This window comes from Pandoraea thiooxydans (assembly GCF_001931675.1).
GTDB classification, from domain to species: Bacteria; Pseudomonadota; Gammaproteobacteria; order Burkholderiales; family Burkholderiaceae; genus Pandoraea; species Pandoraea thiooxydans.
Window position 1 is genome coordinate 744,537 of record NZ_CP014839.1, and the last position, 22,119, is coordinate 766,655.

The window sequence follows — 22,119 nt, forward strand, 5'->3', positions numbered from 1 at the left end:
CTCAAGGAACCGATCATGCAATATCGTAAATTCGGCGGCACCGGTCTGACCGTGTCGCGCCTGTGCCTCGGCACGATGACATTTGGTCTGCAGACCGAAGAAGCCGCTTCGCACGCGATTCTCGACAAGGCCGCCGATGCCGGCGTCAATTTCATCGACACCGCCGACGTCTATCCGCTCGGCGGCACCGAGCAGCTCGCCGGGCGCACCGAGGAAATCGTCGGCAAATGGCTCAAGGGCAAGCGCGAGCGCTTCATTCTCGCGACCAAGGCGGTCGGCAAGGTCGGCCCCTCGCTGTGGGACCAAGGGGCCTCGCGCAAGCACCTGCTCGATGCGATCGATGTTTCGCTGCGCCGGCTCGGCACCGACTATGTCGATCTGTATCAACTGCATGCCGACGATGCGCAGACGCCGCTCGACGAGACGCTCGAAGCGCTCGACACGATCGTGCGGCAAGGCAAGGCGCGCTATATCGGCGTATCGAATTTTCTCGCCTATCGGCTGGCGCGCGCGCTGGGCCGCGCCGACGTATTGCGCGTGGCGCGCTTCGTATCCGTGCAGCCGCGCTACAACCTGCTGTTTCGCCAGATCGAGCGCGAACTGCTGCCGCTCGCGCAGGAGGAGCAGCTTGCCGTGATTCCGTACAACCCGCTCGCTGGCGGTCTTCTCACCGGCAAGCACCGGCACGACGTGACGCCGACCGAAGGGCGCTTCACGGCGACCGTCGGCAAGGCCGGCGAAATGTACACGCAGCGCTACTGGCACGAACGCGAGTTCCACACTATCGAAAAGCTCAAGGAGATTGCCGCGCAAACGGGCAAGCCGCTGACTCAGACCGCGCTGGCCTGGGTGCTGGCCAACCCGACGGTTACCTCGGCGATCATCGGCGCGAGCCGCGCCGAACAATTGACCGACACGCTGGGCGCGGCGGACCTGACGCTCGACGCCGATCTGAAGGCGAAGCTCGATGAAGTATCGATGGAATATCGCTGGGGCGACGCGGCGCGCTAGTCGGCTATTTTCCCGCGCAGCGCTTTGACCTGGCCGCGCTGGCGCTTGCCCTCGAGCCGGCGGATTTTCGAGCCGAGCGTGGGGCGTGTAGGTCGGCGCCGGCGCGGCGGCGTCGCCACTTCCTGCACCAGCTCGTGCAGGCGCCGCACCGCGTCCTGGCGGTTCAACTCCTGGCTGCGATGCTGTTGCGCCTTGATGATCACCACGCCGTCGCGGGTAATGCGCTGGTCCGAGAGCCGCAGGAGCCGATCCTTGATCGGCTCGGGCAGCGACGAGGCGCGAATATCGAAGCGCAGGTGCACGGCGCTCGAGACCTTGTTCACATTTTGGCCCCCCGCGCCTTGCGCGCGGATTGCGGTGATCTCGATTTCGTGGGCGGGAATCGTAATGGGTGTCAACATGGCCCTAGCATAGCAATTTTGCCGGGCGCCGTTGCGCTTGGCGCGCCTTCGCGCGGCGTCGCGCCGGGGAAAACCCATGATCCCCGGTTGCGGCCGCCGCCTCAGGCGGCCAGCGCCTGGGGCGCCGCGCCCTGCTGCTCGCCGCCGAGCACGTCGAGCAGCTCTGCCAACAGGCGATCGAGTTCGCCCGTCATGAGCGCGACGTCGGCATCGAAACGCTCGTCGTCGTTTTGCGCGGTCGGGTCCTCGGCTTCCTTGATCACGTCGAGCGGCGCGACGCGTTTGATGGTCAGCGACGGCGTCAGCACGAACGAGATGCGGTCGGCCCAGGTCAGTGCCAGCCGCACGCACTGCTTGCCCGCCTCGATATGCCGCCGCACTTCGGCATCGTCGAGCGTTTGACCCACATAGCGCACTGTCGCGTTGCCGTCGCCGCTGGCGCGCAGCTCGGCATCCTGGTCGATGGTGAAATTGCCCGGTACCTCGCCGCCCAGCAGCCAGTTGGTCATGGCCGCGACCGGCGACTGCGCCACGCTCACGTTGGCCAGCGGCAGTTGATCGACTGACTTGATCAGCAGGCTGCGCACGTCATCGGCCACCGCTTGCGAGGCGGCATCGATGACCAGCCAGCCGTTGGCCGTGTCGATCCAGACGCGCGTGTCGCGCCGGATGCTGAAGGCGCGCGGCAGCAGTTCATCCGTGACCTGCTCCTTGAGTTCGCGCATTTGCTTGCGCCCGGGCTTGAAGCCCTGCTGCTCTTCGAGCTCCTGCGCGCGCGCCTTGGTCACCTGGTTGATGACGGAGGCCGGCAAAAGCTTCTTTTCCGCACGAAAGGTCAGCAGCATCTGCCGGTTGCGGGCGTACACGAGTTCGCCGTTATCGCGCGGCGAGGCCCAGCCCTGGCTTTGCATCGCGACACTGCCGCCGGGCTCGAAGGCATGCGGTGCCAGCCACTGTTCCAACTGCTCGGACGTGACGCTCCACGGGGCTGGCAAACGATGAATCTGGAGATTTTTGAACCACATAGGAAAGAGATAAGGGCGAGGGCAAAGCGATGCATTCTATACGATGGCGTGTCGCGCGGGTCGGTCATGGGTCGCGGGCATTTTCCCCGTCGTGCGATATTTGGGCGAACCGACGACTGACGAGCGTGTCTGCTCAGAGGTAAGATTGGCCACATAACGCAGTCGAGAAATCCGACAGCGCGTTTGCCACAGCGCGACGCGATCATCCCCCCGGAGAGTGACAATGCATACAGACGCTGCACGACCTTGGCTCGAACCAGACGAGGTGCGCCGCCCCGTTGCGAGGACGCGGCGATGATCCGGCCCCCGCGTCATACCCGCATCGGCCTGGCGCTGGGCGGCGGCGCCGCTCGCGGCTGGGCCCATATCGGTGCGATCCGCGCCCTGCACGATGCGGGCGTGAAACCCGACGTAGTGTGCGGCACGTCGATCGGCGCGCTGATCGGTGCGGTGTATGCCAATGGCGATCTGGACTGGCTCGAGCAATGGGCCTCGCGCCTGACATGGCAGACGGTGGTGCGGCTGCTCGATTTGCGTATTTCGGGCGGGTTTCTCGGCGGCAAGAAAGTCATTCGGCTGTTCGAAGACCAATTCGAGGGCCGCACCATCGACCAATTGAACATGCCCTATGCAGCCGTGGCTACCGAACTCGATTCGGGCCGCGAGATCTGGCTGCAGGAGGGCAGCATCGTCGACGCGGTGCGCGCGTCGATCGCGATTCCAGGCATTTTCACGCCGGTCTGGCACGACGGCATTTGGCTGGTCGACGGCAGCCTGTCGAACCCGGTACCGGTTTCGACTGTTCGTGCGATGCACGCCGACTGCATCATCGCGGTCGATCTCAACAATGACATCCTCAACGGCCGGGACTTCGGCGGCGCGGTGCCCGACAGCCTCAATCCCGATGGCGAGCCCCACGCTGGCGCGCGCGTGCTGGCGCTGCCGACGGCGATGCGGCGCAATGGCAAGCCCTGGCCGAGCTGGCTCGCGCCGGATCGCAGCCGCGTGAGCGACGACGTGCATACCCCGCCGGCGCCGAGCGCGCGCATGCCATCGATGTTCAGTTCGATCGCGCAAAGCATCGACATCATGCAGGTACGCATCACGCGCAGCCGCCTGGCGGGCGAGCCGGCCGACATCCTGATCCAGCCTCGCCTGGGCGGCCTGGGGATCTTCGATTTTCACCGCGCCGAGCCGACCATCGCCGAGGGTTACGCTGCGGTCGAGCGCATGATGCCGGCGATCCGTGCCCGTCTGGGATTGACCTGAGCACGCCGGACGTCGGGCAAGGCAGCAGGAAATTTCACATCGCCGCCACGAGCGGATATGACTGCCGCGGCTCTGTCTTTCGTCACGTCGGGAGTGAGAGACTCATGGATGCAAACGCTGCACTGACGTCGCTTTGGTCAATGGCAGGCGGCGCGCCCGATGCGCTCGATATGCTCCATATGACCGATCTCGCCCGGCCGTTGCCGTCGGTGTTCCCGGTGGATGTGATCGCCGCGGCCAGCATCGCGGCGCAGGCGCTGGCTGCCGCGCAACTCTGGCGCGAGCGCACCGGCCGGCGCCAGCGGGTCGAAGTCAGTGGCCGGCGCGCGCTGGCGATGTTTCGCAGCGAGCGCTACCTGCGCGTCGACGGAAGATCGCCGGCCGAGTTGCGCTCGCCGATCACCGGCTACTTTCGGGCAGGCGATGAACGTTGGATTCAGCTGCACGCCAATTTCCCGCACCATCTTGCCGGGATTCTGCGCGTACTGCAGTGCGACGGCGAGCGCGCCTCGGTCGCTCGCGCGATCGCGCGCTGGCAGGCCGGCGAGCTCGACCGGCGCCTGGCCGATGCAGGACTGTGCGCGGCGCTGGTTCGCACGCCCGACGAGTGGCGGGCGCACCCGCAGGCGGCAGCGATTGCTTCATTGCCGCTGTTTGAAATCATCCGCATCGGCGACGCCCCACCCGAGCCGATCGGGCGAGGCGTGGCCGCACGACGGCCCCTGAGCGGCGTGCGCATGCTCGACCTGTCGCGCGTCATTGCCGCGCCGGTAGCCGGGCGCACCTTCGCCCAGCACGGCGCGCAGGTGCTGGCGGTCGGCGCTGCACACCTGCCGAATCTGCTGCCGCTGGTGATCGACAACGGGCGGGGCAAGCGCAGCGCACAGCTCGATTTGCGGGCGCCGCGCGAACGCGACCTCTTGCTGGATTTGGTTAGGGATGCCGATGTTTTTCTGCAGGCCTACCGGCCAGGTGCGCTGGCCGCGTTTGGCCTGTCGCCGGAGGCGCTGTGTGCGCTTCGCCCCGGACTGGTGCAGGTGACGCTGTCGGCCTATGGTCATCTCGGGCCGTGGGCGCGACGGCGCGGCTTCGACAGCCTGGTGCAGTCGGCCACGGGGATCGCATGGCAGGAGGGGCAGGCGGCTGGCCTGGCCCAGCCCGGCAGATTGCCCTGTCAGGCGCTCGATCATGCGACGGGCTTCCTGGCGGCGTTCGGCGCGATGATGGCCTTGCGGCGGCGCGAGCGGGAGGGCGGCAGTTGGCTGGTGCGCGTGTCGCTAGCGCAGACGGGGCGCTGGCTGCAATCGCTCGGCCTGGTGCAGAACGGGCTTGCCGCTCCGGAGCTTGGCGACGACGAGGTGGCGCCATGGCTGCAGACGGTCGACTCGCCGTTTGGGTTGGTGCGCGCAGTGGCGCCGGTCGAGCGGATGTCGCTGACGCCGCCCCGCTTCGACACGCCGCCGGTGCCGCTGGGCACGCACGCGCCGGCGTGGCTCGACGCGAGCGAGCGTTGAGCGCTTGAGCGCTAGCGACGCGCTTCGGTCATGATGCGGATGGCCAGGCCCGCCAATACCGTGCCCATCAGCCAGCGCTGCGCGACCAGCCAGAGCGGGCGACCAGCCAGAAATACGGCGATCGAGCCGGCCATCACCGACGCGATGGCATTGACCGTGACGCTGCACAGGATTTGCGTGAAGCCCAGTGCCAGCGACTGCACCAGCACGCTGCCGTGGCTGGGGTCGATGAATTGCGGCAGCAACGACAGATACAGGATCGCGATTTTCGGGTTGAACAGGCTGGTGACGAAACCCATCATGAACAGTTTGCGCGGGCGATCCTGCGGCAGGTCGCGCACCTGGAAAGGCGATTTGCCGCCGGGCTTGAGCGCCTGCCAGGCAAGATAGAGCAGATAGAGCGCACCGCCGTAGCGCAGCACGTCGTAAGCAAAGGGCACTGCCATGAGCAGCGCGGTGATGCCGAACGCCGCGCACAGCAAATAGATCACGAAGCCGAGCGCGACGCCGGCGAGCGACACCAGGCCGGCCTTCGGCCCCTGGCAGATCGAGCGCGAGATGAGATAAATCATGTTTGGCCCTGGCGTCAGGGCCATGCCCAGGGCCACGAGCCCGAAAGCGATCAGGTGGGACAATGTCGGCATCGTGCATCTCCAGGGCGTGTCGGTCTCGGGGAGCTTTCAAGCGCATGATTCAATGGGCGTCGCATTCTCGGCGAGGAATGAGCCTCGCCGAACCGCGCCAATCAAGTGAAGTGCCGATTATTTCACGGTGTGCCTGAAGGCTCCCGGAACAGTTGCGAACAAAGTCCCGGGCCAGTTGCAGTGCAAATGCCGGGCCAGCTTCACACCAGCAGCACCTTGCCTTCTCCCTGGCTGGCACGTGCCTGCCGCAGCGCGGCCTTGTACTCCGCGAGCGGATACTGGCCGGTCACCGGCAGCAAGTCGGGGCGCCGGGCCAACATCTCCCAGCAGTCGCGGCGGGCCTGTGCGAGCGCGGCGGCATCCGTCTGATCGAGCCACCCGGCGATGCCGAAGCCTTGCCACGTCAAGTTGCGATACAGCACCGTTGCGGCGCGAATTTCGAACGGGCGATCATCGAGCACACCGTAGGACACCAGCTTGCCGCCCGGCGCCATTGCATCGATCAGCGCCACGGTACCGGGGCCGCCCACTGCATCGAGCACGGCCTGATAGGGGGCGGCCCCGGCGAGTGTTTGCGACGGATCGTCGCCCAGCGCCAGCGTGCGCTGACCCGAAGCGTCCAGCAGGCGATACGCGCCGTTGTCGCGCACCAGTCGCTCGACCTCGATGCCGCGTGCGTCGCCCAGGTAGCCAAGCAGGCCGGCGATGGCCGAGCGGCCCGCGGTGGCCAGCAGGCGGGACCCGCGCGGCAGATCGACCATTTGCAACAGGCCCCAGGCCGTCAGCGGATTCAGCGCGAACTGGCTGACCATCGTGTCGTCCAGCCGCGATGCCAGGTCGTCCGGCACCGGATAGACACGCGCTGCCGGGACCACGGCGAATTCGGCCCATGCGCCGGGGTGGCGAAAGGCGACCCGTTGGCCGGCGGCGAGCCCGCTCACACCGGCACCGACCGCACTGACCACTCCCGCGCCATCGAAGCCGGCGATCTGCGGAAACACCGGTTTGACCCGATATCGCCCGCCGATGAACAAGCTGTCGGCCGGCTGGATCGAGCGGGCGGTGACTTGAATCAACACCTCGCCGGGGCCGGCTTGCGGCACCGGCACGTCGGCCAGGGCGAGTACTTCCAGAGGCTCGCCAGTTTGTTCGAAGATCAGCGCCTGCATGTCGTTTTACCTCTTGATAGGGATGTCGATGCCCCTATACTGGGCTTCGATTATGATGCTGTCCAAGACTTATTTTTAAAAACTTGATACCTGGGACGCATGACTATGGAGCTGCGGCATTTGCATTATTTCGTGGCTGTGGCGGAGTGCGAGCACGTCACTCGCGCAGCCGAGCGCCTGCATGTATCGCAACCGCCGGTGAGCCGGGCGATTCGCGAGCTGGAAGCAATGCTTGGACTGGCTTTGTTTACCCGCACCAAGCAGCGATTGAAGCTCACGCCCGCCGGGCGCTGGCTGCTCGACGACGCCCGCGCGGCGCTGGCCGGCGCGCAGGAGTTCACGCAGCGTGCCAGGGCGTTGGCGCTGGGTGAGGCCGGGCAATTGCAGATCGGCTATGTGGACGGAGCGATGCACAGTGGCGTGCTCGGCCAGCATTTGCGCAAGTTCCGCGCCGAGCGGCCCGAGGTCAGCGTGGAGTTGCGGGCGCTGCGCTCCGGCGAGCAGATCGACGCATTGCGCAGCGGTGCGATCGACGTGGGTATGCTCTACACGCCGAATCTGGAAGACGCCGGTATCGCCACACGCAAGTTGCTCTCGGATAAGCTGGTCCTGGTGATGTCGCTCGACGACCCCCTGGCGATGCGGCGCCGGATTGCGCCGGGCGACCTCGATGGCCGGCCATGGGTGGCTTTGCCGCGCAGTTTCAACCCTCAGTGGCGCGAGCGGTTGCTGCGCTGGTGCGCCGAGGCCGGTTTCCAGCCCGATGTGCGCTATGAAACGGCGCAACTCGCGACAGTGCTCGGGCTGGTGGAGGCAGGTGTCGGGCTGGCCTTCGTGCAGGCCAGCGCCGCCCGCGTGGCCCATCCCGGCCTGTGTTTCCGTCCACTGCCGTGGTGGCACCATACGGTCGACATTTGGTTGGCGTGGCGCACACCGAATCCGTCGCCGCTGCTCGCGCGCTTTCTGGCGGTCAATGGTTTGAAGGCATGAGCCGGCGATTCACTCAACGAACCGCCTTGGCCGCCGATGCTTGGCTTTGCCTGGCGTCCGATCTACACTGCCGCTATTACGCCCATGACGGGCATGCTCGCGCATATCGATGAGCCAAGTTCAGTTCCAACTCCACCGCTGTCGTCTGGCCGGCGTGCAAGCCGTCGAAGCGCGCACGCGTCACACGTTCGCGCGGCACACGCACGACCAGTTCGGCATTGGCCTGATTTGCCACGGCGCGCAGAGATCCCTGAGCGGGCGCGGCGTGGTGGAGGCCGGCCCCGGTCATGCGATCACCGTCAACCCCGGCGAGGTCCACGATGGCGCGCCGGTCGGCGATGCGGGGCGGGCCTGGCGCATGCTCTACTTCGACCCCGGTGTGATCGCCGAGGCCGTCGGCGACATCAGCGAAGGTAAAACGACGGCGTATGAATTTACCCAACCGGTCATTCGGGACGCCGCGATCGCCCTGCGCGTGCGGCAGTTGTATGCGGCAGCGACAGCGATGCCGGCAGGTGCGTCCGGAGCGGCGCCCGCGGCCGATGAGGTGCTGCTGATGCTGTTGAGCGAGGTCATGCACACGCCGCACGCGAGCGGCCATATCACAGGGGCAGTGCCGGCCATCGCGCATGCGCAGGCCTTGATCGACGCCGACCCGGCTGCTCCGGTCACTCTGGCGGAGCTCGCCGGCGCCTGTGGCTTGAGCCGCTTCCAGCTGGTGCGCGCGTTCGCACGGGACACTGGCCTGACACCCCATGCCTATCTGGTTCAGCGCCGCGCCCAACTCGCCAGACGCCTGATCGCCCGGCGCATGCCGCTGGCCGAAGCCGCCAGCGCCAGCGGCTTCGCCGATCAAAGCCACATGACGCGCGTGTTCGTGCGTCACTACGGATTCGCACCTGGCGCTTATGCCGCCGCGCTGAGCTGAGCCTGCGCTTTCCCATCCGCTGCAATTTCGTTCAAGATGCCGGGCGCCGCGCCGGCTAAGCTGACTTCTTCGTCATGATCGAGGAGGGACGCGATGCCGGAACGCATGCAAGGCTATGTTTATTTGGCGCTCGCGATGGCGCTGGTAGGCAGCACGGTTGTCGCCAGCAAGCTGATCGCGGCGGGGCTGCCGCCGTTCGCTGCTACTGCGCTGCGGTTCACGCTGGCATTTCCGATTTTCATGGCGCTGATGCGCGTCACCGGCACCGCATGGCCGAGATTGTCGCGGCGCGACTGGGGCCTCGTGCTGGCGCAGGCGATCGCCGGCAGTGTCGGCTACACGACGTTGTTGATCTGCGGATTAAGGCTGACCTCGGCTGCCGACGCTGGCGTGATCGTCGGTACGCTGCCGGTGGTGTCGGCCGCTTTTGCGCTCTTCGTGCTGGGCGAGCGGCCGCACCGGTTCCTGTTGCTGGCCGTCGCGCTGGCGGCCGCGGGCGTTCTCTCGATTGCCTTGCGCCCGCAAGCCGGCGACGGACATTCGCTGGCCGGCAATGGACTGATTGCCGGCGCCGTGATCTGTGAGAGTCTTTTCATTTTGCTCAACAAGCGGCTCGATGCGCGCGTGCCGCCGCTCGCGCTCTCGGCGCTGATGAGCGGCATCGGCGGGGTGGCGGCGCTGCCGCTGGCGCTACTCGAGGCGCCGTGGGCGATGCCGTTCGATGCGACTGCGCTGTGGGCCGTTGCCTATTACGCGCTGGTGCCCACCGTGGTCGGTTTTGTCCTGTGGTACGCCGGTGCGGAGAAGGTCAGCGGCACCGAGGCGGCGTTGTTCAACGCGCTCGCGCCAGTCTCGGCCGTGCTGCTGGCCGCCGGATGGCTGGGCGAGCCGGTCGGCGTAAATCAGATGGTCGGCGTCGGCTGCGTGCTGGCGGCCGTGGCCAGCCTCGGTATGGTGGGCCGGTCGCGCCGCCTGCAAAATATGTGAAAACAGGAGATCCACCCATGCAGTTCTCTCATGCGAATGCGATCTGGTACGACTATCCGGCGCTGACCCCAGGCGTGTTGTTTGCCGAGGGCGTCCCGGGTGACGGCCGCGCGGTGTCCGGGCTCGCGCATTTTTATGCGCTGGCCGGAGCACGTCTGGCAGCCGGCACCGAAGCCGACTTGCCGGAAATCCAGGCATGGCGTCGTGCATTTTCGTCGATGGGCCTGAAGCCGACCCAATACCGCTGTGCGTCCGAATCGTTGCTGCGGCGGTTCAGGAAAGAGGGGGCGCTTGCGACGATTCATCCGCTGATCGACCTGTGCAACGCTGTCTCGATTGCTTTTGCCACGCCGATCGCCGTGTTCGACACGGGTCGAATCGCCGGCGGCCTGACGGTGCGCTACGCCGAGGGCAACGAACCTTATTTGGCATTCTCGGGAGAGCAGGAATACCCCGAGCCGGGTGAAGTGATCTTCGCCGATGGCGAGGGTCTCGCGCACGCCCGTCGCTGGACTCATCGGCAAAGTGTCCGATCGGCCGTGCGTGCCGACACCACGGCGGTTTTGATCGTCGCCGAAGGTCTGCACGCCAGCGCAGGCATCGACGTGCTGCAAATAATCACCGCCGTGCGCGAAGGTTTGGATGGGCTCGGTTGGCAAACGCGCAAAAGCGCGGTCCTGAGCCAAGTGCGGCCGACGTTCGAATTTTGAGAAAAGGGCAGGGGGCCGCCAAGCCCCCTGGAAAGCGTTACTGTGCGATGCCGAGTTTGAGGCGGGCCATCGTATTGACCGGATCGCTGTCGGCGAGCACGAAACCCTTGTCGACCAGCATGCGCGTCATGTATTGCTTGTTGTAGAGAAACGCCATGACCACTTGCCAGATCAGGAACGTGAAAATCGTAAAGAAAAAGTGAATGGCAGCAATGCCCACTTCGCCGCGAAACAACGGCACCCACCAGCCAAAGAACAGGTAAGTCCAGCTGAAACCAAAATATCCTTTTTTAACCATCCCCGATTGCGGATGCTTGATCATCACCGCGGTTGCCATCTGATCCCCTGAGCGTAAAAGAATTGTCGGTAAAACTGCCCGATGCACTATAAGCATGCGTGAGGCATGCGTCAATCGGAGCCGCCCGCAACTCAGCCGGTGCGGCCCGGCGAATTGCCGTTGCACAATTGCGGTGGAAGAGGCACGGAGGCCGTTGTGGCAGTCATGGCGCGCCGGTCCGTGCGATGCAAAGTCAGTTGATCTTGGCAGGTTGGGGCGCGTGATGTTGCGTCAGCCGATCGACCGCCAGCACGACTCCGGCGGCCACACCGCACAGCACGAGCACAATGAACAGCCGCTTGAGCCAGGATTTGCGCCGCCTGCGCCGGGCCCGGTCATGCGCATCGTGAAACTCGCCCAAGCCGCCGGCGCGCAATTTGTCCCAATCCATCATTCTCTTGATTCCTGGAAATACGCCATGATCAAGATATTAGCCGCATCGCTTGTCGGAATAAAGCTTACGTAACAAATCCGTTTCGGCTGACATGTTTTGGCCGACAAGATATTCGATAAATGTCGCGTATCATCACCCCGGCATCGTTTGTGAAAAGCGATTGATTTTGCTTTGACGACGCTTGTCTTTCCGGGGAATTCCAATAAATCATGACCGACACATACACGCCTGAACACGACGGGGTGGGACACGGGTGCTCGACACCCATCCTTGCCAACGCCCGCCTTGCCAAAAACATAATGACGCTTTTGACGTCAGCCATGGCCGCGATAGCCATTTACTGGGGGTTGGCATGTGGTGCGTTATCCGCGCAGGCAGCCGGCCCGGCACCCATTTCAATCGCGTCGGGCGTGCAATACCAGTTCCTGGCGCATTGGGATGCGGCCAGGCTAAATGAGATCCTGCAAGTCGAAGCGCCCAAATTCTCCGGCATCGCCGTTAAACACACGGCGGCGGTCAATGGAGTCAATCTGTACCGCGTGACTTACGCCTCGGTGATCCCGGAGCTGAATAACAAACCGACCATGGCCAGCGGCCTGATTGCCATCCCGGACACTGGCGCGAAGGTATTCCCGATGGTGTCTTATCAGCATGGCACCGTTTACGGAAAACAGGAGGTACCGTCCTATCCCGAGCAGTCGCCGGAGACCGCGCTGATGATCGCGCAATTTGCCGGGCAGGGCTACGTGGTGATCGGCGCCGACTATTTCGGCCTGGGCGACTCAACCGAGCCGGAAGGCTATATGGTCAAGGCAAGTCACCAGCAGGCCTGCTATGACATGCTGATGGCCAGCCGGGCCGTGCTGAGCAGCATGCGCCTCGACACTGGCAAGCTGTTCCTTGCCGGCTGGTCGCAAGGGGGCTTCGTGACGATGGCCTTCCTGGAGAAGCTCGAAGCCGCGCATATTAAAGTCGCTGCCGCGGCGACTGCCAGCGCGCCCGTCGATGTATTCGTGGCGCTGAACGGTTTTCTCAGCTTCCCTCGCAAGAACGACGCATCGTGGGTGAACAGTCTTTTCATCCTCTCCGCGTTTTCCTTTGAAAACTATTACCGCGTGCCTGGGCTCGCGCGCTCGATAATCGCCGACAAATACTACGACGTCGCACTCAAGGCATACGAGCGCAAGCCGTTCGATCCAGCGCAAATCCCGACGAACCTGCATCTGCTCATCAAGCCCGCATACTTCGATCCGCAATTTTTCGCCGAATCCGCCTACGGCCGTCTGGTGGCCCGAACCGAAGCGTACCGCTGGGTGTTCAAGTCGCCGGTGCGCAACTACTACGGTGAAGCGGATGAAGCGATCAGCACCGGCCTGGGCAAGTTGGCGATGCGGTATCAACGTGCGATGGGCCAAGGCAACCCGAAAGTCGAAGCGATTTCCACCGGCGCCACCACGCATCGGGGGACCTTCGCCGAGGCGGTGCCGCGGTGGAAAACCTGGTTTGATTCCTTGTCGACGGAATGAACCCCGTGGGGCGGCGGTGTCTTGCCGTACCCGAAGAGCGTGCCCGTGGATGCGGCCACGCTCTCTCGTACGATTACGCGGCGCCGCTTGCGCGCCGTCGGATCGCCTGTATCTCGCTTTGCGTCAATCCAAGCGAATGCAGAAACGCCGCATGCGCATCCGGATTTTCGGCCTCGAACTCGGCGTGCCACCGGTCCATTGCCGCTTCGTCGAAACCGGCACGGCGCAGTAAATCAACCCATGCGTGCTTGCCGCGCGGGCGCTGATGCCGCAGAAACGCCGGTTGCGCGAGCAGCGTGGCGATCGCTTTCTGGTGGTGTCTGAGGCGCGCGATTTCGTCGTTGAGTGTCATCAGATGCGCCTCGAGAATCCGGGCGGCGGTGTCTGCCTGATTGGCGAGCAGCTCTCGTATCAACTCCAGCGAGAGCCCCGCGGCCCGATACGCGCGGATCGAACGCAAGCGCTCCCTCTGCGCTTCGTCGTATAGGCGATAGCCGCCCACGCTACGGCCGATCGGGGTCAGCAAGCCGAGCGATTCATAGTGAAGCAGCGAGGCGCGCGAGAGCCCCGCTTCACGCGCCAATCGTCCAAGAGTCAGGTGTGTCATGACGGCAAGGGTAGTCGGTCCGGCGAGAGAAAGTCGTAGCGCGCATCGGGTCGCGCCAGCAGCTCCGGTGAGTAATGTTCGGCGATCATGATCCGGCAGTCACCGAGAAAGGCGGGCGCTTGCGCGAGAAAGCCTTCGAACGCCAGCGATCGGTCCGCGCCGCCCGCATGCGCCATCAGGCGCACGAGCGCTTCGGTCAACGTGCGATGGTAGCGATGCGATGCGTCGAGATGCGCAGCGTAGCGCGCTATGCCGGCGCAGGTTCGCTCGATGGCTTCATCGATGGGAAAGCGCTGCAAATGAATCCATGCCACGCGCAAGTGATTGCGATGATTGAACGCATGCGCCGGCAACCGGCAGGCTAGAAAGGCTTCGAGGAATGCGTCGTCGGTGAAATCTCGAATGGCGTCCATGCGAATCGACAGGTCCTGGTTGAACGTGATGTCGATCTTGAAGGTGTCTACCGTAGTCGAGTCAAGCGAAATTTTTCGCCAGGCGCACGCTCGTTGCCTGGCAGGGGCGATCGGCGAATTACCGCCGCCCGAATCAAGTTGGCGCGCCTTCCGCAAGGCGCGCCATATCGCCGGGAATTACTCTGCTTGGTCGCCCGTTGCCGCAGACGGCTGTGACGTTTCGGCCGCGTCCGGGGCGGGTGTCTGCGGAGCGGAGCCCGCTGGCGCGGCTGACGCCGGGCGCCGGCCCTGCCGTCGTGCGCCGGAGGCACCTCTTGCCTGACGGCGAGCGAACGCTGCGTCGCGCTCGCTGACCTGGCCTGCCGGTGCGCCGGCCAGATCCACGCGGGCTGCCCCGTCGGTCAGGCAGGCCCAGTAACGGCTGCCGCGGCACCACGTGCCGAGTGCCTCGCGCAGTTCGGCTTCGTTCAGCGCGAGCTCTTCGGCATGGGCCAGAAGGTCGGTCAGGATGCCGATCTTCAGCGCCACCTTGGGCGCGGGATTTTTCGGGAACGCTACTGGGAAGCGCTTCTGCAGTTTGCCGATCACACGCACGACCGGATCGACCGGCTCGCTCTTGGCCGCCGCCTGGCCGTTTGCCTTCGATTGGGCAGGACGGGCTGGGCGGGCCGGGTGGGCGGGGCGAGCGGGCTTGGCCGCCGGGTTGGCGGCCTGTCGCGTTTTTTCTTTCGCTTCCCGTGCTTCCTTAGCCAGCTGTTTCTTCAGTTCTGCCAGTTGCTCGAATCCCATGACGCTTCCTGTGAGGGTCCATCCAAAAGCCGAATAGTAGCAGCCCAATGCTCAGTGCGTGGGCGGTTGGCACGGCGTGGTGCGCTGCCGGGAGGGCGGACGAGCCATCGTCGTGTGCGTTCGTGCAGCTTGCTCGTCAGGCACTCACATAGCCGCACGTGACGAAGTTGATTCAGTGTTTCCCGCGTGCGACGCCGTTGTGCATGGTAAATCGGTTGCCCTGGCCCGCGAGCCCGTTATCGCCGTCTTCGAATGGACCGCATTGGTGCCCTGGCCAGAACGGAGCAACACTGTGCCGTTGCGCGCGGCGATATGGAGCGCCGCCAACGGGGGCATTACGTCGGAAATCAGGCAGACATCGCCGTTGCCGGATGTCGATGGAATGCATTCTAGCGTCACCGGCTCGGCCGCGCTTACTGTCGACCTTGTCGCGAACAGTAGCGGGCGTCTGGGTATCGGCGATCGGTTGGCGGTCATTGACAGTACATGGGGATGACCGGTTGTCCGATGGGCGACGGCGCGGCCATTGAGTGCCGGAGCTATGTGGTTACCAGGAGCGAGCCGACAGGCCGTCATTTCATGCATGAATTGATGCAAAGCGTGCAATTCTCCTGCGCGCTATCTGCCGACATAATGGGGCCGCTCAAGCACCATTCCCAGGGTGGGTGAGGCCGCAGGGCCCATTCGCCGCCCGAGAGAGTCAATCAAAAACGACGAGGAGACACATGTCTAGTTCCAGCATCAGCGAGCGGATGGATCGGCTGCCGATCACGCGACCCCACAGGATTGCCGTGTTTGCGCTGGCATTCGCGTACTTCTTCGAGTTCGCAGACCTCAATACATTCGCCTTCGCGGCCCCAGGGGTCATGAAAGCGTGGCACATCGCCGTGAGCTCGGTGGCGTTCATCACTTCCGCGAGTTTCGGCGGCATGTTCATCGGCGCGGTCTGTGCCGGCTGGCTGGCCGACGCGATCGGCCGAAAACGCGCGCTCGTCCTGACCATTTTGTGTTACGCGACGTTCTCGTTGCTCAACGCGGCCTCCTGGAGTGTACTTTCGCTCGCAGCGTTCCGGTTTCTCACAGGGGTCGGCCTGTCGGGCATGACGGTGACGGCGAACACCTATGTCAGCGAATTCTTTCCCGCGAAGGTGCGCGGGAAATATATGGGGCGCATCATGACGGTCGGCCTCGTGGGTATTCCCGCCACGGCCTGGTTTGCCAGGACATTCGTACCGATGGCCTCCTGGGGGTGGCGAGCCGTGTTCGTCTGGGGAAGCCTGGGCCTGATCGCACTGGCGTTCGTCGCGCGTATGAAGGAGTCGCCGCGCTGGTTGCTGCGCCGCAACCGTGAAGCACAAGCGCTCAGAATCGTGGAGGAGCTCGAGGCACTGGCAGCCGCCAGGCCGGCTCCCGCGAGCGACGTCGCCCCCCATGTTCATCGCGAGCCGATCGATTATGGCCGCCGGGTACCGTTGGGGCGGCTTTTCGAGCCCACCGAGCGCAAGCGCACGTTCGTCCTGCTGCTGGTCTGGATTTTCCAAACCCTCGGTTTCTATGGCTTTGTCGCCTGGGTGCCCACGTTGCTGGTCAAGCATGGATTCTCGGTCGTTCACTCGCTGACTTATGCGAGCCTGATCGCCGTGTGCAACCCGCTTGGCGCGATCCTGGCTTCTTACCTGGTGGAGCGTTTCGAGCGGCGCTGGTTCATCACTGTCGACGGGATTCTGATCGCAATCTTCGGGCTGGCGTTCGGGCTGTCCTTCCAGCCACAGGCGATCCTGGTGTTCGGCGCGCTGGTGATGCTCAGCATCCAGGCCATGGCAGTGGCTCTGTACACCTACACGCCAGAGATGTTCCCGACCGATGTTCGGTCCACCGGGATGGGCCTGACCTACGGCGTGGGACGCCTGGCCAACGTGGTGGGTCCGTTCGTCGTCAGCGCGCTGTTCGACACCTACGGATACGGCAGCGTGTTCGTCTATATCGCCGTGTGCTGGCTGGCGGTATCCGCGGTGGTCAGCGTGTTCGGCACCTCGACCACGGGGCGATCGCTCGAGGCGCTTCACTGAACTGGCTTCGGACGACAGGGAGATTTTTATGACGGATTGGACACAGTGGATCGGGCGCGTCGAAACGCGTGATGACCTCGTCACGGCAGCTCCCGTGCGCGGCCTGACGGCGACGCTCGATCGGGAGGCAGCCGAGGTCATCCCGGGCATGGCGTTGCCGCCCCTGTGGCACTGGCTTTATTTTCTGCCCAGCGAGCGCCAGAGCGGTATCGGTGCCGATGGCCATGCCAAGCGCGGCGACTTCCTGCCGCCGGTGCCGCTGCCGCGCCGCATGTGGGCGGCAAGCGAGTTCGAATTTCGCGCGCCGGTGCGCGTGGGCGATGCGGTGCGCCGCACGAGCACGATCGTCGACGTGACCCACAAGCAGGGCCGCACGGGGCCTCTGGCTTTCGTCAAGGTGCGGCACGAGATTCGCCGCAATGACGATGCCGATCCTGCCATCGTCGAGTTCCACGACATCGTCTACCGCCAGGCGCGCCAACCCGGCGACGTGGATCCTCCTCCGGTGGTGGCGCCGCCAGCCACGTGGCAGCGAGAGATCGTTCCTGACGACGTATTGCTGTTCCGGTATTCGGCGCTGACCTTCAACGGCCATCGCATCCACTACGACCGCAGGTACGTAACCGAAGTCGAGGGCTACCCGGGGCTGATCGTGCACGGCCCGCTGATCGCCACATTGCTCCTGGATCTCCTGCGCAGGCATCGACCGGAGGCGGACGTTGCCGCGTTCAGCTTCCGCGCGCGTCGCCCGACCTTCGACCTGCATCCGTTTTCCGTGTGCGCCGCGCCGGACACGGACCCTCGCAAGGTCCGGCTGTGGGGGGCGGACCACGAGGGCTGGCTGACGATGGATGCCGTCGCAACGCTGCGATGAACCTGCAACAAGGATCAGACTTCTCATGCAACCACTTCAGGGACTCACAGTCGTCACACTCGAGCATGCGATCGCCGCGCCGCTGGCGACGCGCCACCTCGCCGATCTCGGCGCGCGGGTCATCAAGATCGAGCGTCCGGGCGTAGGCGACTTCGCGCGGGGCTATGACGATCGCGTGCGCGGCATGGCTTCGCACTTCGTCTGGGCCAATCGCAGCAAGGAGAGCTTGACGCTGGACGTCAAACATCCAGAGGCGCGGCAGATTCTGCAGCGTCTGGTGCTGGAGAAGGCCGACATCGTGGTACAGAATCTCGCTCCCGGGGCCAGTGGGCGGCTGGGTCTCGATCACGCGTCACTGGCCAGGCACAAGCCATCGATCATCGTATGCGATATCTCCGGATACGGCGCGGACGGCCCCTATCGGGACAGAAAGGCCTACGACCTGCTGATTCAGAGCGAAGCGGGGTTCGTCTCGGTGACGGGCACGCCCGAGGAGCCCTGCAAGGCGGGGCCATCGATCGCGGACATCTCCGCGGGGATGTATGCCTATTCAAGCATCCTGGCGGCGCTGCTCGAGCGCTCCCGCAGCGGCATTGGCCGGCGCCTCGATATTTCGATGCTCGAGTCGCTGACCGAGTGGACCTCATATCCGTTGTACTACGCCTTCGATGGCGCGGCCCCGCCGCCGCGCACCGGGGCCGCACACGCGACCATTTATCCGTACGGGCCGTTTCCTACCGGGGCGGACGGAGCGAGTGTGATGCTCGGCTTGCAGAACGAACGGGAATGGGCGAGCTTTTGCGAAAAGGTACTGCTGCAACCCGCACTCGCATCGGATCCGCGCTTTGCCGGAAACGCACGGCGGGTGGCTGCGCGCGAAGCGTTGCGTCAGATCATTGTCGATGCGTTTCGCGAACTGAGTGCGCCGCAAGTCGTGGCCCGCCTGCAGGACGCGCAGATCGCCAACGCACGCGTGAACACCATGCATGAAGTCTGGGAGCATCCGCAGCTTCATGCACGCGGGCGCTGGCGCGAGATCGGCTCGCCCGTGGGGCCATTGCCGGCGCTGCTGCCGCCCGGCAATTGGGACGACGGCGATCCCCGCATGGATCCGGTCCCGGCCCTGGGCGAGCACACCGAGACCATTCTTGCCGAGCTGGGCCTGGATACCGAAGCGATTGCGGCGCTGCGCGCCGCGGGTGCGATATGAAAGCCCATGCACGTACCTACCTGTTCGTGCCGGGCAACCGCCCCGAGCGTTTCGACAAGGCGGTGGCCAGCGCGGCGGACGTCGTCGTCATCGACCTGGAGGATGCGGTCGCCGCATCGGCCAAGAGCGAGGCTCGAGATCGGGTGATGCACTGGTCGGCGCAGCTCGACACACCAATGCTCGACCGTATTGCGCTGCGCATCAACGACCCGCAGTCGGAGCCTTTCCCCGAGGATCTGCGATTGGTGCGCGAATCGCGAATTCGTCTGGTCATGCTCCCCAAGGCAGAGCACGCCGAACACGTCGACGCCCTGGTCAGCGCGGTTCCGGACGTGAGCGTGCTGCCGCTGCTGGAGACGGCGCGAGGGCTCGCTCATTGCCGAGCCATCGCCGGCGCGAGCGGGGTCGTTCGGCTGGTCTTCGGCACTCTCGACTTCGCTCTCGACCTGGAGCTGGACATCACCGACGATCCGCAGCCGCTGGCCGAAGCAGCCGCGTCGATCACTCTGGCTTCACGCCTTGCCCAACTGAGTGCGCCGGTCGCCGGCGTGACGCCGCAAATCGACGACGAGGCGCGCCTGCTGGCGGATTGGTCATGGTTTTGGCGCCGGGGTTTCGGGGCCAAGTTGTGCATACATCCGCGCCAGATCGCGCCGCTGCATGCGGCAATGGCGCCGGATGCGGCCTCGCTGGCGTGGGCTCGCCGCGTCGTGGCGGCCGATGCCGCCGGCACGGGGGCGGCCAGCGTCGACGGGCAAATGGTCGACCGACCCGTGGTGCTGCGGGCCTGGCGCATGTTGCGCCGGGCCGGGCTTTGATTTCTCTCTTGCTTGCTAACTTGACACTATGACAGCTTCCATCATTGATTCCATCATCTTCCAGGGCATTTTCAGCACCGACGAGATGCGCCAGGTGTGGTCGGACGAAAATCGCACGCAGAAGTACCTCGATATCGAGCGCGCGCTTGCCATCGTGCAGGCTCGCCTTGGGCTGATTCCCCAGGAGGCCGCCGACGAGATCGTGCGTCACTGCGCGATCGGGCAGATCGACATGGGCAAGCTGCGCGAGCAGACCGAGCGCATCGGGTATCCGGTGCTGGGCGTGGTCTCGCAGCTCAACGCGCTATGCCGCGACAAGCTCGGCGAATATTGCCACTGGGGCGCCACCACACAGGACATCACCGATACCGCGACCGTGCTGCAGATTCGCGAGGCCCTGGCGATCGTCGAGCGCGAGCTCGGCGGCATCTCCGCGGCGATGGCCCGGCTGGCCCAGCAATACCGGGATACGCCGATGATCGGACGCAGCAATCTGCAGCAAGCCATCCCGGTCACCTTCGGCTACAAGATGGCGGGGTTGCTGTCGGCAATCGAGCGCCATCGCGAACGGCTGGCTCAGCTCAAGGAACGTGTGTTGGTGGGCGAATTCGCCGGCGCTGCCGGAACGCTTGCATCGCTCGAGCGCGGCGCCATGGAAACCCAGGCGGGCTTGTGCGCGGAGCTCGGACTCAAGCAACCGCTGATCGCCTGGCACACGATTCGCGACAACATCGCCGAAGTCGGCGCGTTCCTCGGCCTGGTGGGCGGCACGCTCGGCAAGCTCAGTATGGACGTCAAGCTGATGATGCAAACGGAGGTCGGCGAGGTCTACGAGCCCTATCATCATGGACGCGGATCCTCGTCGACCATGCCGCAAAAGCGCAACCCGATCGCGAGCTGCTACATCCATGCCGCGATCAGCGTGGTGCGGCAGCACGCAGCCTCCTTGATGGACGCGATGGTAGCGGATCACGAGCGCTCGACCGGACCCTGGGAAATCGAGTGGATCGTGCTGCCGGAGGCTTTCTGCCTGATGGCCGGCGCCTTGCGACAAAGCAGGCAGGTGCTGGAAGGCCTGCAGGTGGATCCGGTGGCGATGCGGCGCAACCTCGATTTGACCGATGGCCTGGTCATGAGCGAGGCCGTGATGATGGGTCTTGGCAAGTACATCGGGCGGGAATACGCACATGACCTGGTCTACGATTTGTGCCGGCAGTCGATCGCCGAGCGCAAGCCGCTCATCGAGCTGCTTTGCGCGCACCCCGAGATTGCCGCTCATGTCGATCGCGCCGGCCTGGAAGGCATGCTCGACCCGGCGAACTACCTGGGCCAGTCCGCGCTGATGGTGGATCGGGTGCTTGCGACGCTTCGCTGAGCGCGCGAGCCGGCAACGGGCGCGGACGCCTGGCGGCTTTTCGACAGGCTGTCAGGCGGCGGTTGTCTTTGCCCGCCGGGCAGGTCGCCTGGCGGCGACGAATTCATAGAGTTGCTGGGCCTCGGGAGACAGCTGGCGCCCCTTGCGCTTGATCAGGCCGATTCTTCGCGTGACCTCGGGTTCGCCCAGCGGAATGCTCATGAGCAGCGGGTGTTCATAAGGCGGCATGGCCAGCGACGGCACCGCGGCAACCCCGAGGCCCGCCTCGACGAGGCCGAGCAGCGTTGTGACATGCTGCGCCTCGTAGACCGGGGATAGCCGAGTGTGGGTGCGTGCCAGCGCCTGATCGAGCAGGAGACGGTTACCGGACGATTTGGCGGTGAGGATGAAGTCGTGGCCTTCCAGATCGCGCCAGGTGGCCTTGCGTAACTTGGCCAACGGATGATCGCGACGGCACGCGATGACGAAATGCTCGGTCAGCAGCGGGCGATAGTCGATTTCCGGTTCGGAGCCGCCGAGAAAATTGATACCGAAATCGGCTTCGCCACTGGAGACGGCCGCCAGCACTTCGTTGGCGCTGGCATCGAACACCTTGACCCTAAGCTTGGGGTACTGGGCCCGGTAGCGCTGGATGACGTTGGACAGGAAATAATAGACCGTCGAGGGTACGCAGGCGATGCACACTTCGCCCATGCGTGCCGTGCCGACTCCGCGCACGCTCAGCAACGTTTCGTCGAGGCCATCGAGGAGCATGTTGATGCTTCTTGCGAATTCTCGCCCGACGGCGGTCAGCTTGACCTCGTGCGTGGTTCTTTCCAGCAGGCGGATGCCCAAGGCCTGTTCGAGCTTATCGATGCGCCGGCTGAACGCGGACTGGGATATGTGAACCGCCTCGGCTGCCTTGCGGAAATTGCCCAGCTCGGCAACTGCGCGAAATGCGATCAAATCGTGGAGTTCGAAGTTGACGGCCATGACGTGTTTTGTGAAAAAGAGCATGTCCCGTGGGGCGCAAGCCCGGAGATGTCTCCAATGAAAGACTGTTCGAACGGTGGCCTCGGA

General features: G+C 64.7%; 23 protein-coding genes. 13 read left to right on the plus strand and 10 right to left on the minus strand.

Annotated elements, in window-relative coordinates:
* The first annotated feature begins 15 nt into the window (after window positions 1–15).
* Window positions 16–1,011, plus strand: coding sequence for an aldo/keto reductase (locus PATSB16_RS03325; protein ID WP_047212629.1), 996 nt, complete (start codon window positions 16–18; stop codon window positions 1,009–1,011).
* Here the strand turns inward: PATSB16_RS03325 and arfB are convergent.
* Both arfB and PATSB16_RS03335 read right to left on the minus strand, forming a co-directional pair.
* Window positions 1,008–1,412 carry an alternative ribosome rescue aminoacyl-tRNA hydrolase ArfB gene (arfB, locus tag PATSB16_RS03330; RefSeq protein ID WP_047212630.1) on the minus strand — a complete coding sequence of 135 codons (405 nt, stop codon included), beginning with the start codon at window positions 1,410–1,412 and terminating at the stop codon, window positions 1,008–1,010. The two genes, PATSB16_RS03325 and arfB, sit on opposite strands and share 4 nt — an antisense overlap.
* A gap of 101 nt (window positions 1,413–1,513) precedes the next feature.
* Window positions 1,514–2,437, minus strand: coding sequence for a recombination-associated protein RdgC (locus PATSB16_RS03335; protein ID WP_047212631.1), 924 nt, complete (start codon window positions 2,435–2,437; stop codon window positions 1,514–1,516).
* A gap of 294 nt (window positions 2,438–2,731) precedes the next feature.
* On the opposite strand from PATSB16_RS03335, the gene PATSB16_RS03340 reads away from it, so the two are divergent.
* The gene (locus tag PATSB16_RS03340) at window positions 2,732–3,706 is read left to right on the plus strand and encodes a patatin-like phospholipase family protein (protein ID WP_047212632.1); all 975 of its coding nucleotides are present in this window, start codon (window positions 2,732–2,734) and stop codon (window positions 3,704–3,706) included.
* A gap of 38 nt (window positions 3,707–3,744) precedes the next feature.
* Complete coding sequence (locus PATSB16_RS03345) at window positions 3,745–5,220, plus strand: CoA transferase (RefSeq protein ID WP_237170344.1); 1,476 nt, start codon at window positions 3,745–3,747, stop codon at window positions 5,218–5,220.
* A gap of 11 nt (window positions 5,221–5,231) precedes the next feature.
* On the opposite strand, the gene PATSB16_RS03350 is transcribed toward PATSB16_RS03345, so the two are convergent.
* Both PATSB16_RS03350 and PATSB16_RS03355 read right to left on the minus strand, forming a co-directional pair.
* Window positions 5,232–5,864 (minus strand): LysE family translocator, encoded by a 633-nt coding sequence (locus PATSB16_RS03350; RefSeq protein ID WP_047212634.1) that lies wholly within the window; start codon window positions 5,862–5,864, stop codon window positions 5,232–5,234.
* Window positions 5,865–6,064: 200 nt separating this feature from the next.
* On the minus strand, window positions 6,065–7,033 hold the full coding sequence (locus tag PATSB16_RS03355; RefSeq protein ID WP_052892552.1) for an alcohol dehydrogenase catalytic domain-containing protein: 969 nt from the start codon (window positions 7,031–7,033) through the stop codon (window positions 6,065–6,067).
* A gap of 99 nt (window positions 7,034–7,132) precedes the next feature.
* Here PATSB16_RS03355 and PATSB16_RS03360 point away from each other — a divergent pair, with 99 nt between their 5' ends.
* The 4 genes from PATSB16_RS03360 to PATSB16_RS03375 all read left to right on the plus strand — a co-directional run bounded on the left by PATSB16_RS03360 (window position 7,133) and on the right by PATSB16_RS03375 (window position 10,648).
* Complete coding sequence (locus PATSB16_RS03360) at window positions 7,133–8,023, plus strand: LysR family transcriptional regulator (RefSeq protein ID WP_047212635.1); 891 nt, start codon at window positions 7,133–7,135, stop codon at window positions 8,021–8,023.
* A gap of 109 nt (window positions 8,024–8,132) precedes the next feature.
* Window positions 8,133–8,951 (plus strand): AraC family transcriptional regulator, encoded by an 819-nt coding sequence (locus tag PATSB16_RS03365; RefSeq protein ID WP_047212636.1) that lies wholly within the window; start codon window positions 8,133–8,135, stop codon window positions 8,949–8,951.
* Between the two features lie 93 nt (window positions 8,952–9,044).
* The gene (locus PATSB16_RS03370; protein ID WP_047212637.1) at window positions 9,045–9,938 is read left to right on the plus strand and encodes a DMT family transporter; all 894 of its coding nucleotides are present in this window, start codon (window positions 9,045–9,047) and stop codon (window positions 9,936–9,938) included.
* 17 nt (window positions 9,939–9,955) lie between these two features.
* Window positions 9,956–10,648, plus strand: a complete 693-nt coding sequence (locus PATSB16_RS03375) for a B3/B4 domain-containing protein (RefSeq protein ID WP_047212638.1) — start codon at window positions 9,956–9,958, stop codon at window positions 10,646–10,648.
* Between the two features lie 37 nt (window positions 10,649–10,685).
* Here PATSB16_RS03375 and PATSB16_RS03380 read toward each other — a convergent pair whose 3' ends face one another.
* Window positions 10,686–10,946 (minus strand): hypothetical protein, encoded by a 261-nt coding sequence (locus PATSB16_RS03380; RefSeq protein WP_206093665.1) that lies wholly within the window; start codon window positions 10,944–10,946, stop codon window positions 10,686–10,688.
* Between the two features lie 232 nt (window positions 10,947–11,178).
* On the minus strand, window positions 11,179–11,379 hold the full coding sequence (locus tag PATSB16_RS03385) for a hypothetical protein (protein ID WP_047212640.1): 201 nt from the start codon (window positions 11,377–11,379) through the stop codon (window positions 11,179–11,181).
* A 209-nt stretch (window positions 11,380–11,588) separates the two neighbouring features.
* Between PATSB16_RS03385 and PATSB16_RS03390 the strand changes: the two genes are divergently transcribed.
* Window positions 11,589–12,905 (plus strand): alpha/beta hydrolase family protein, encoded by a 1,317-nt coding sequence (locus tag PATSB16_RS03390; RefSeq protein WP_237170288.1) that lies wholly within the window; start codon window positions 11,589–11,591, stop codon window positions 12,903–12,905.
* A 73-nt stretch (window positions 12,906–12,978) separates the two neighbouring features.
* Here the strand turns inward: PATSB16_RS03390 and PATSB16_RS03395 are convergent, their stop codons facing one another.
* From PATSB16_RS03395 to PATSB16_RS03405, 3 genes are all read right to left on the minus strand, one after another.
* The gene (locus PATSB16_RS03395) at window positions 12,979–13,512 is read right to left on the minus strand and encodes a MerR family transcriptional regulator (protein ID WP_047212642.1); all 534 of its coding nucleotides are present in this window, start codon (window positions 13,510–13,512) and stop codon (window positions 12,979–12,981) included.
* On the minus strand, window positions 13,509–13,925 hold the full coding sequence (locus tag PATSB16_RS03400) for a hypothetical protein (RefSeq protein ID WP_156884581.1): 417 nt from the start codon (window positions 13,923–13,925) through the stop codon (window positions 13,509–13,511). The genes PATSB16_RS03395 and PATSB16_RS03400 overlap by 4 nt, the downstream gene beginning before the upstream one ends.
* A 177-nt stretch (window positions 13,926–14,102) precedes the next feature.
* Complete coding sequence (locus PATSB16_RS03405; RefSeq protein ID WP_047212643.1) at window positions 14,103–14,714, minus strand: ProQ/FINO family protein; 612 nt, start codon at window positions 14,712–14,714, stop codon at window positions 14,103–14,105.
* Between the two features lie 725 nt (window positions 14,715–15,439).
* Between PATSB16_RS03405 and PATSB16_RS03420 the strand changes: the two genes are divergently transcribed.
* From PATSB16_RS03420 to PATSB16_RS03440, 5 genes are read left to right on the plus strand one after another with little or no spacing between them, the layout of a single operon-like run.
* On the plus strand, window positions 15,440–16,783 hold the full coding sequence (locus tag PATSB16_RS03420) for an MFS transporter (protein WP_047212645.1): 1,344 nt from the start codon (window positions 15,440–15,442) through the stop codon (window positions 16,781–16,783).
* Window positions 16,784–16,811: 28 nt separating this feature from the next.
* Window positions 16,812–17,657 (plus strand): HTD2 family dehydratase, encoded by an 846-nt coding sequence (locus PATSB16_RS03425; protein WP_206093666.1) that lies wholly within the window; start codon window positions 16,812–16,814, stop codon window positions 17,655–17,657.
* A gap of 25 nt (window positions 17,658–17,682) precedes the next feature.
* Window positions 17,683–18,867 carry a CaiB/BaiF CoA transferase family protein gene (locus PATSB16_RS03430; RefSeq protein WP_047212647.1) on the plus strand — a complete coding sequence of 395 codons (1,185 nt, stop codon included), beginning with the start codon at window positions 17,683–17,685 and terminating at the stop codon, window positions 18,865–18,867.
* Window positions 18,864–19,685 (plus strand): HpcH/HpaI aldolase/citrate lyase family protein, encoded by an 822-nt coding sequence (locus tag PATSB16_RS03435; protein ID WP_047212648.1) that lies wholly within the window; start codon window positions 18,864–18,866, stop codon window positions 19,683–19,685. Before PATSB16_RS03430 ends, PATSB16_RS03435 begins: the two co-directional genes overlap by 4 nt.
* A 28-nt stretch (window positions 19,686–19,713) precedes the next feature.
* Window positions 19,714–21,060 carry a class-II fumarase/aspartase family protein gene (locus tag PATSB16_RS03440; RefSeq protein ID WP_047212649.1) on the plus strand — a complete coding sequence of 449 codons (1,347 nt, stop codon included), beginning with the start codon at window positions 19,714–19,716 and terminating at the stop codon, window positions 21,058–21,060.
* A gap of 51 nt (window positions 21,061–21,111) precedes the next feature.
* On the opposite strand, the gene PATSB16_RS03445 is transcribed toward PATSB16_RS03440, so the two are convergent.
* Window positions 21,112–22,032 carry a LysR family transcriptional regulator gene (locus PATSB16_RS03445; RefSeq protein ID WP_047216235.1) on the minus strand — a complete coding sequence of 307 codons (921 nt, stop codon included), beginning with the start codon at window positions 22,030–22,032 and terminating at the stop codon, window positions 21,112–21,114.
* Window positions 22,033–22,119 lie beyond the last annotated feature (87 nt).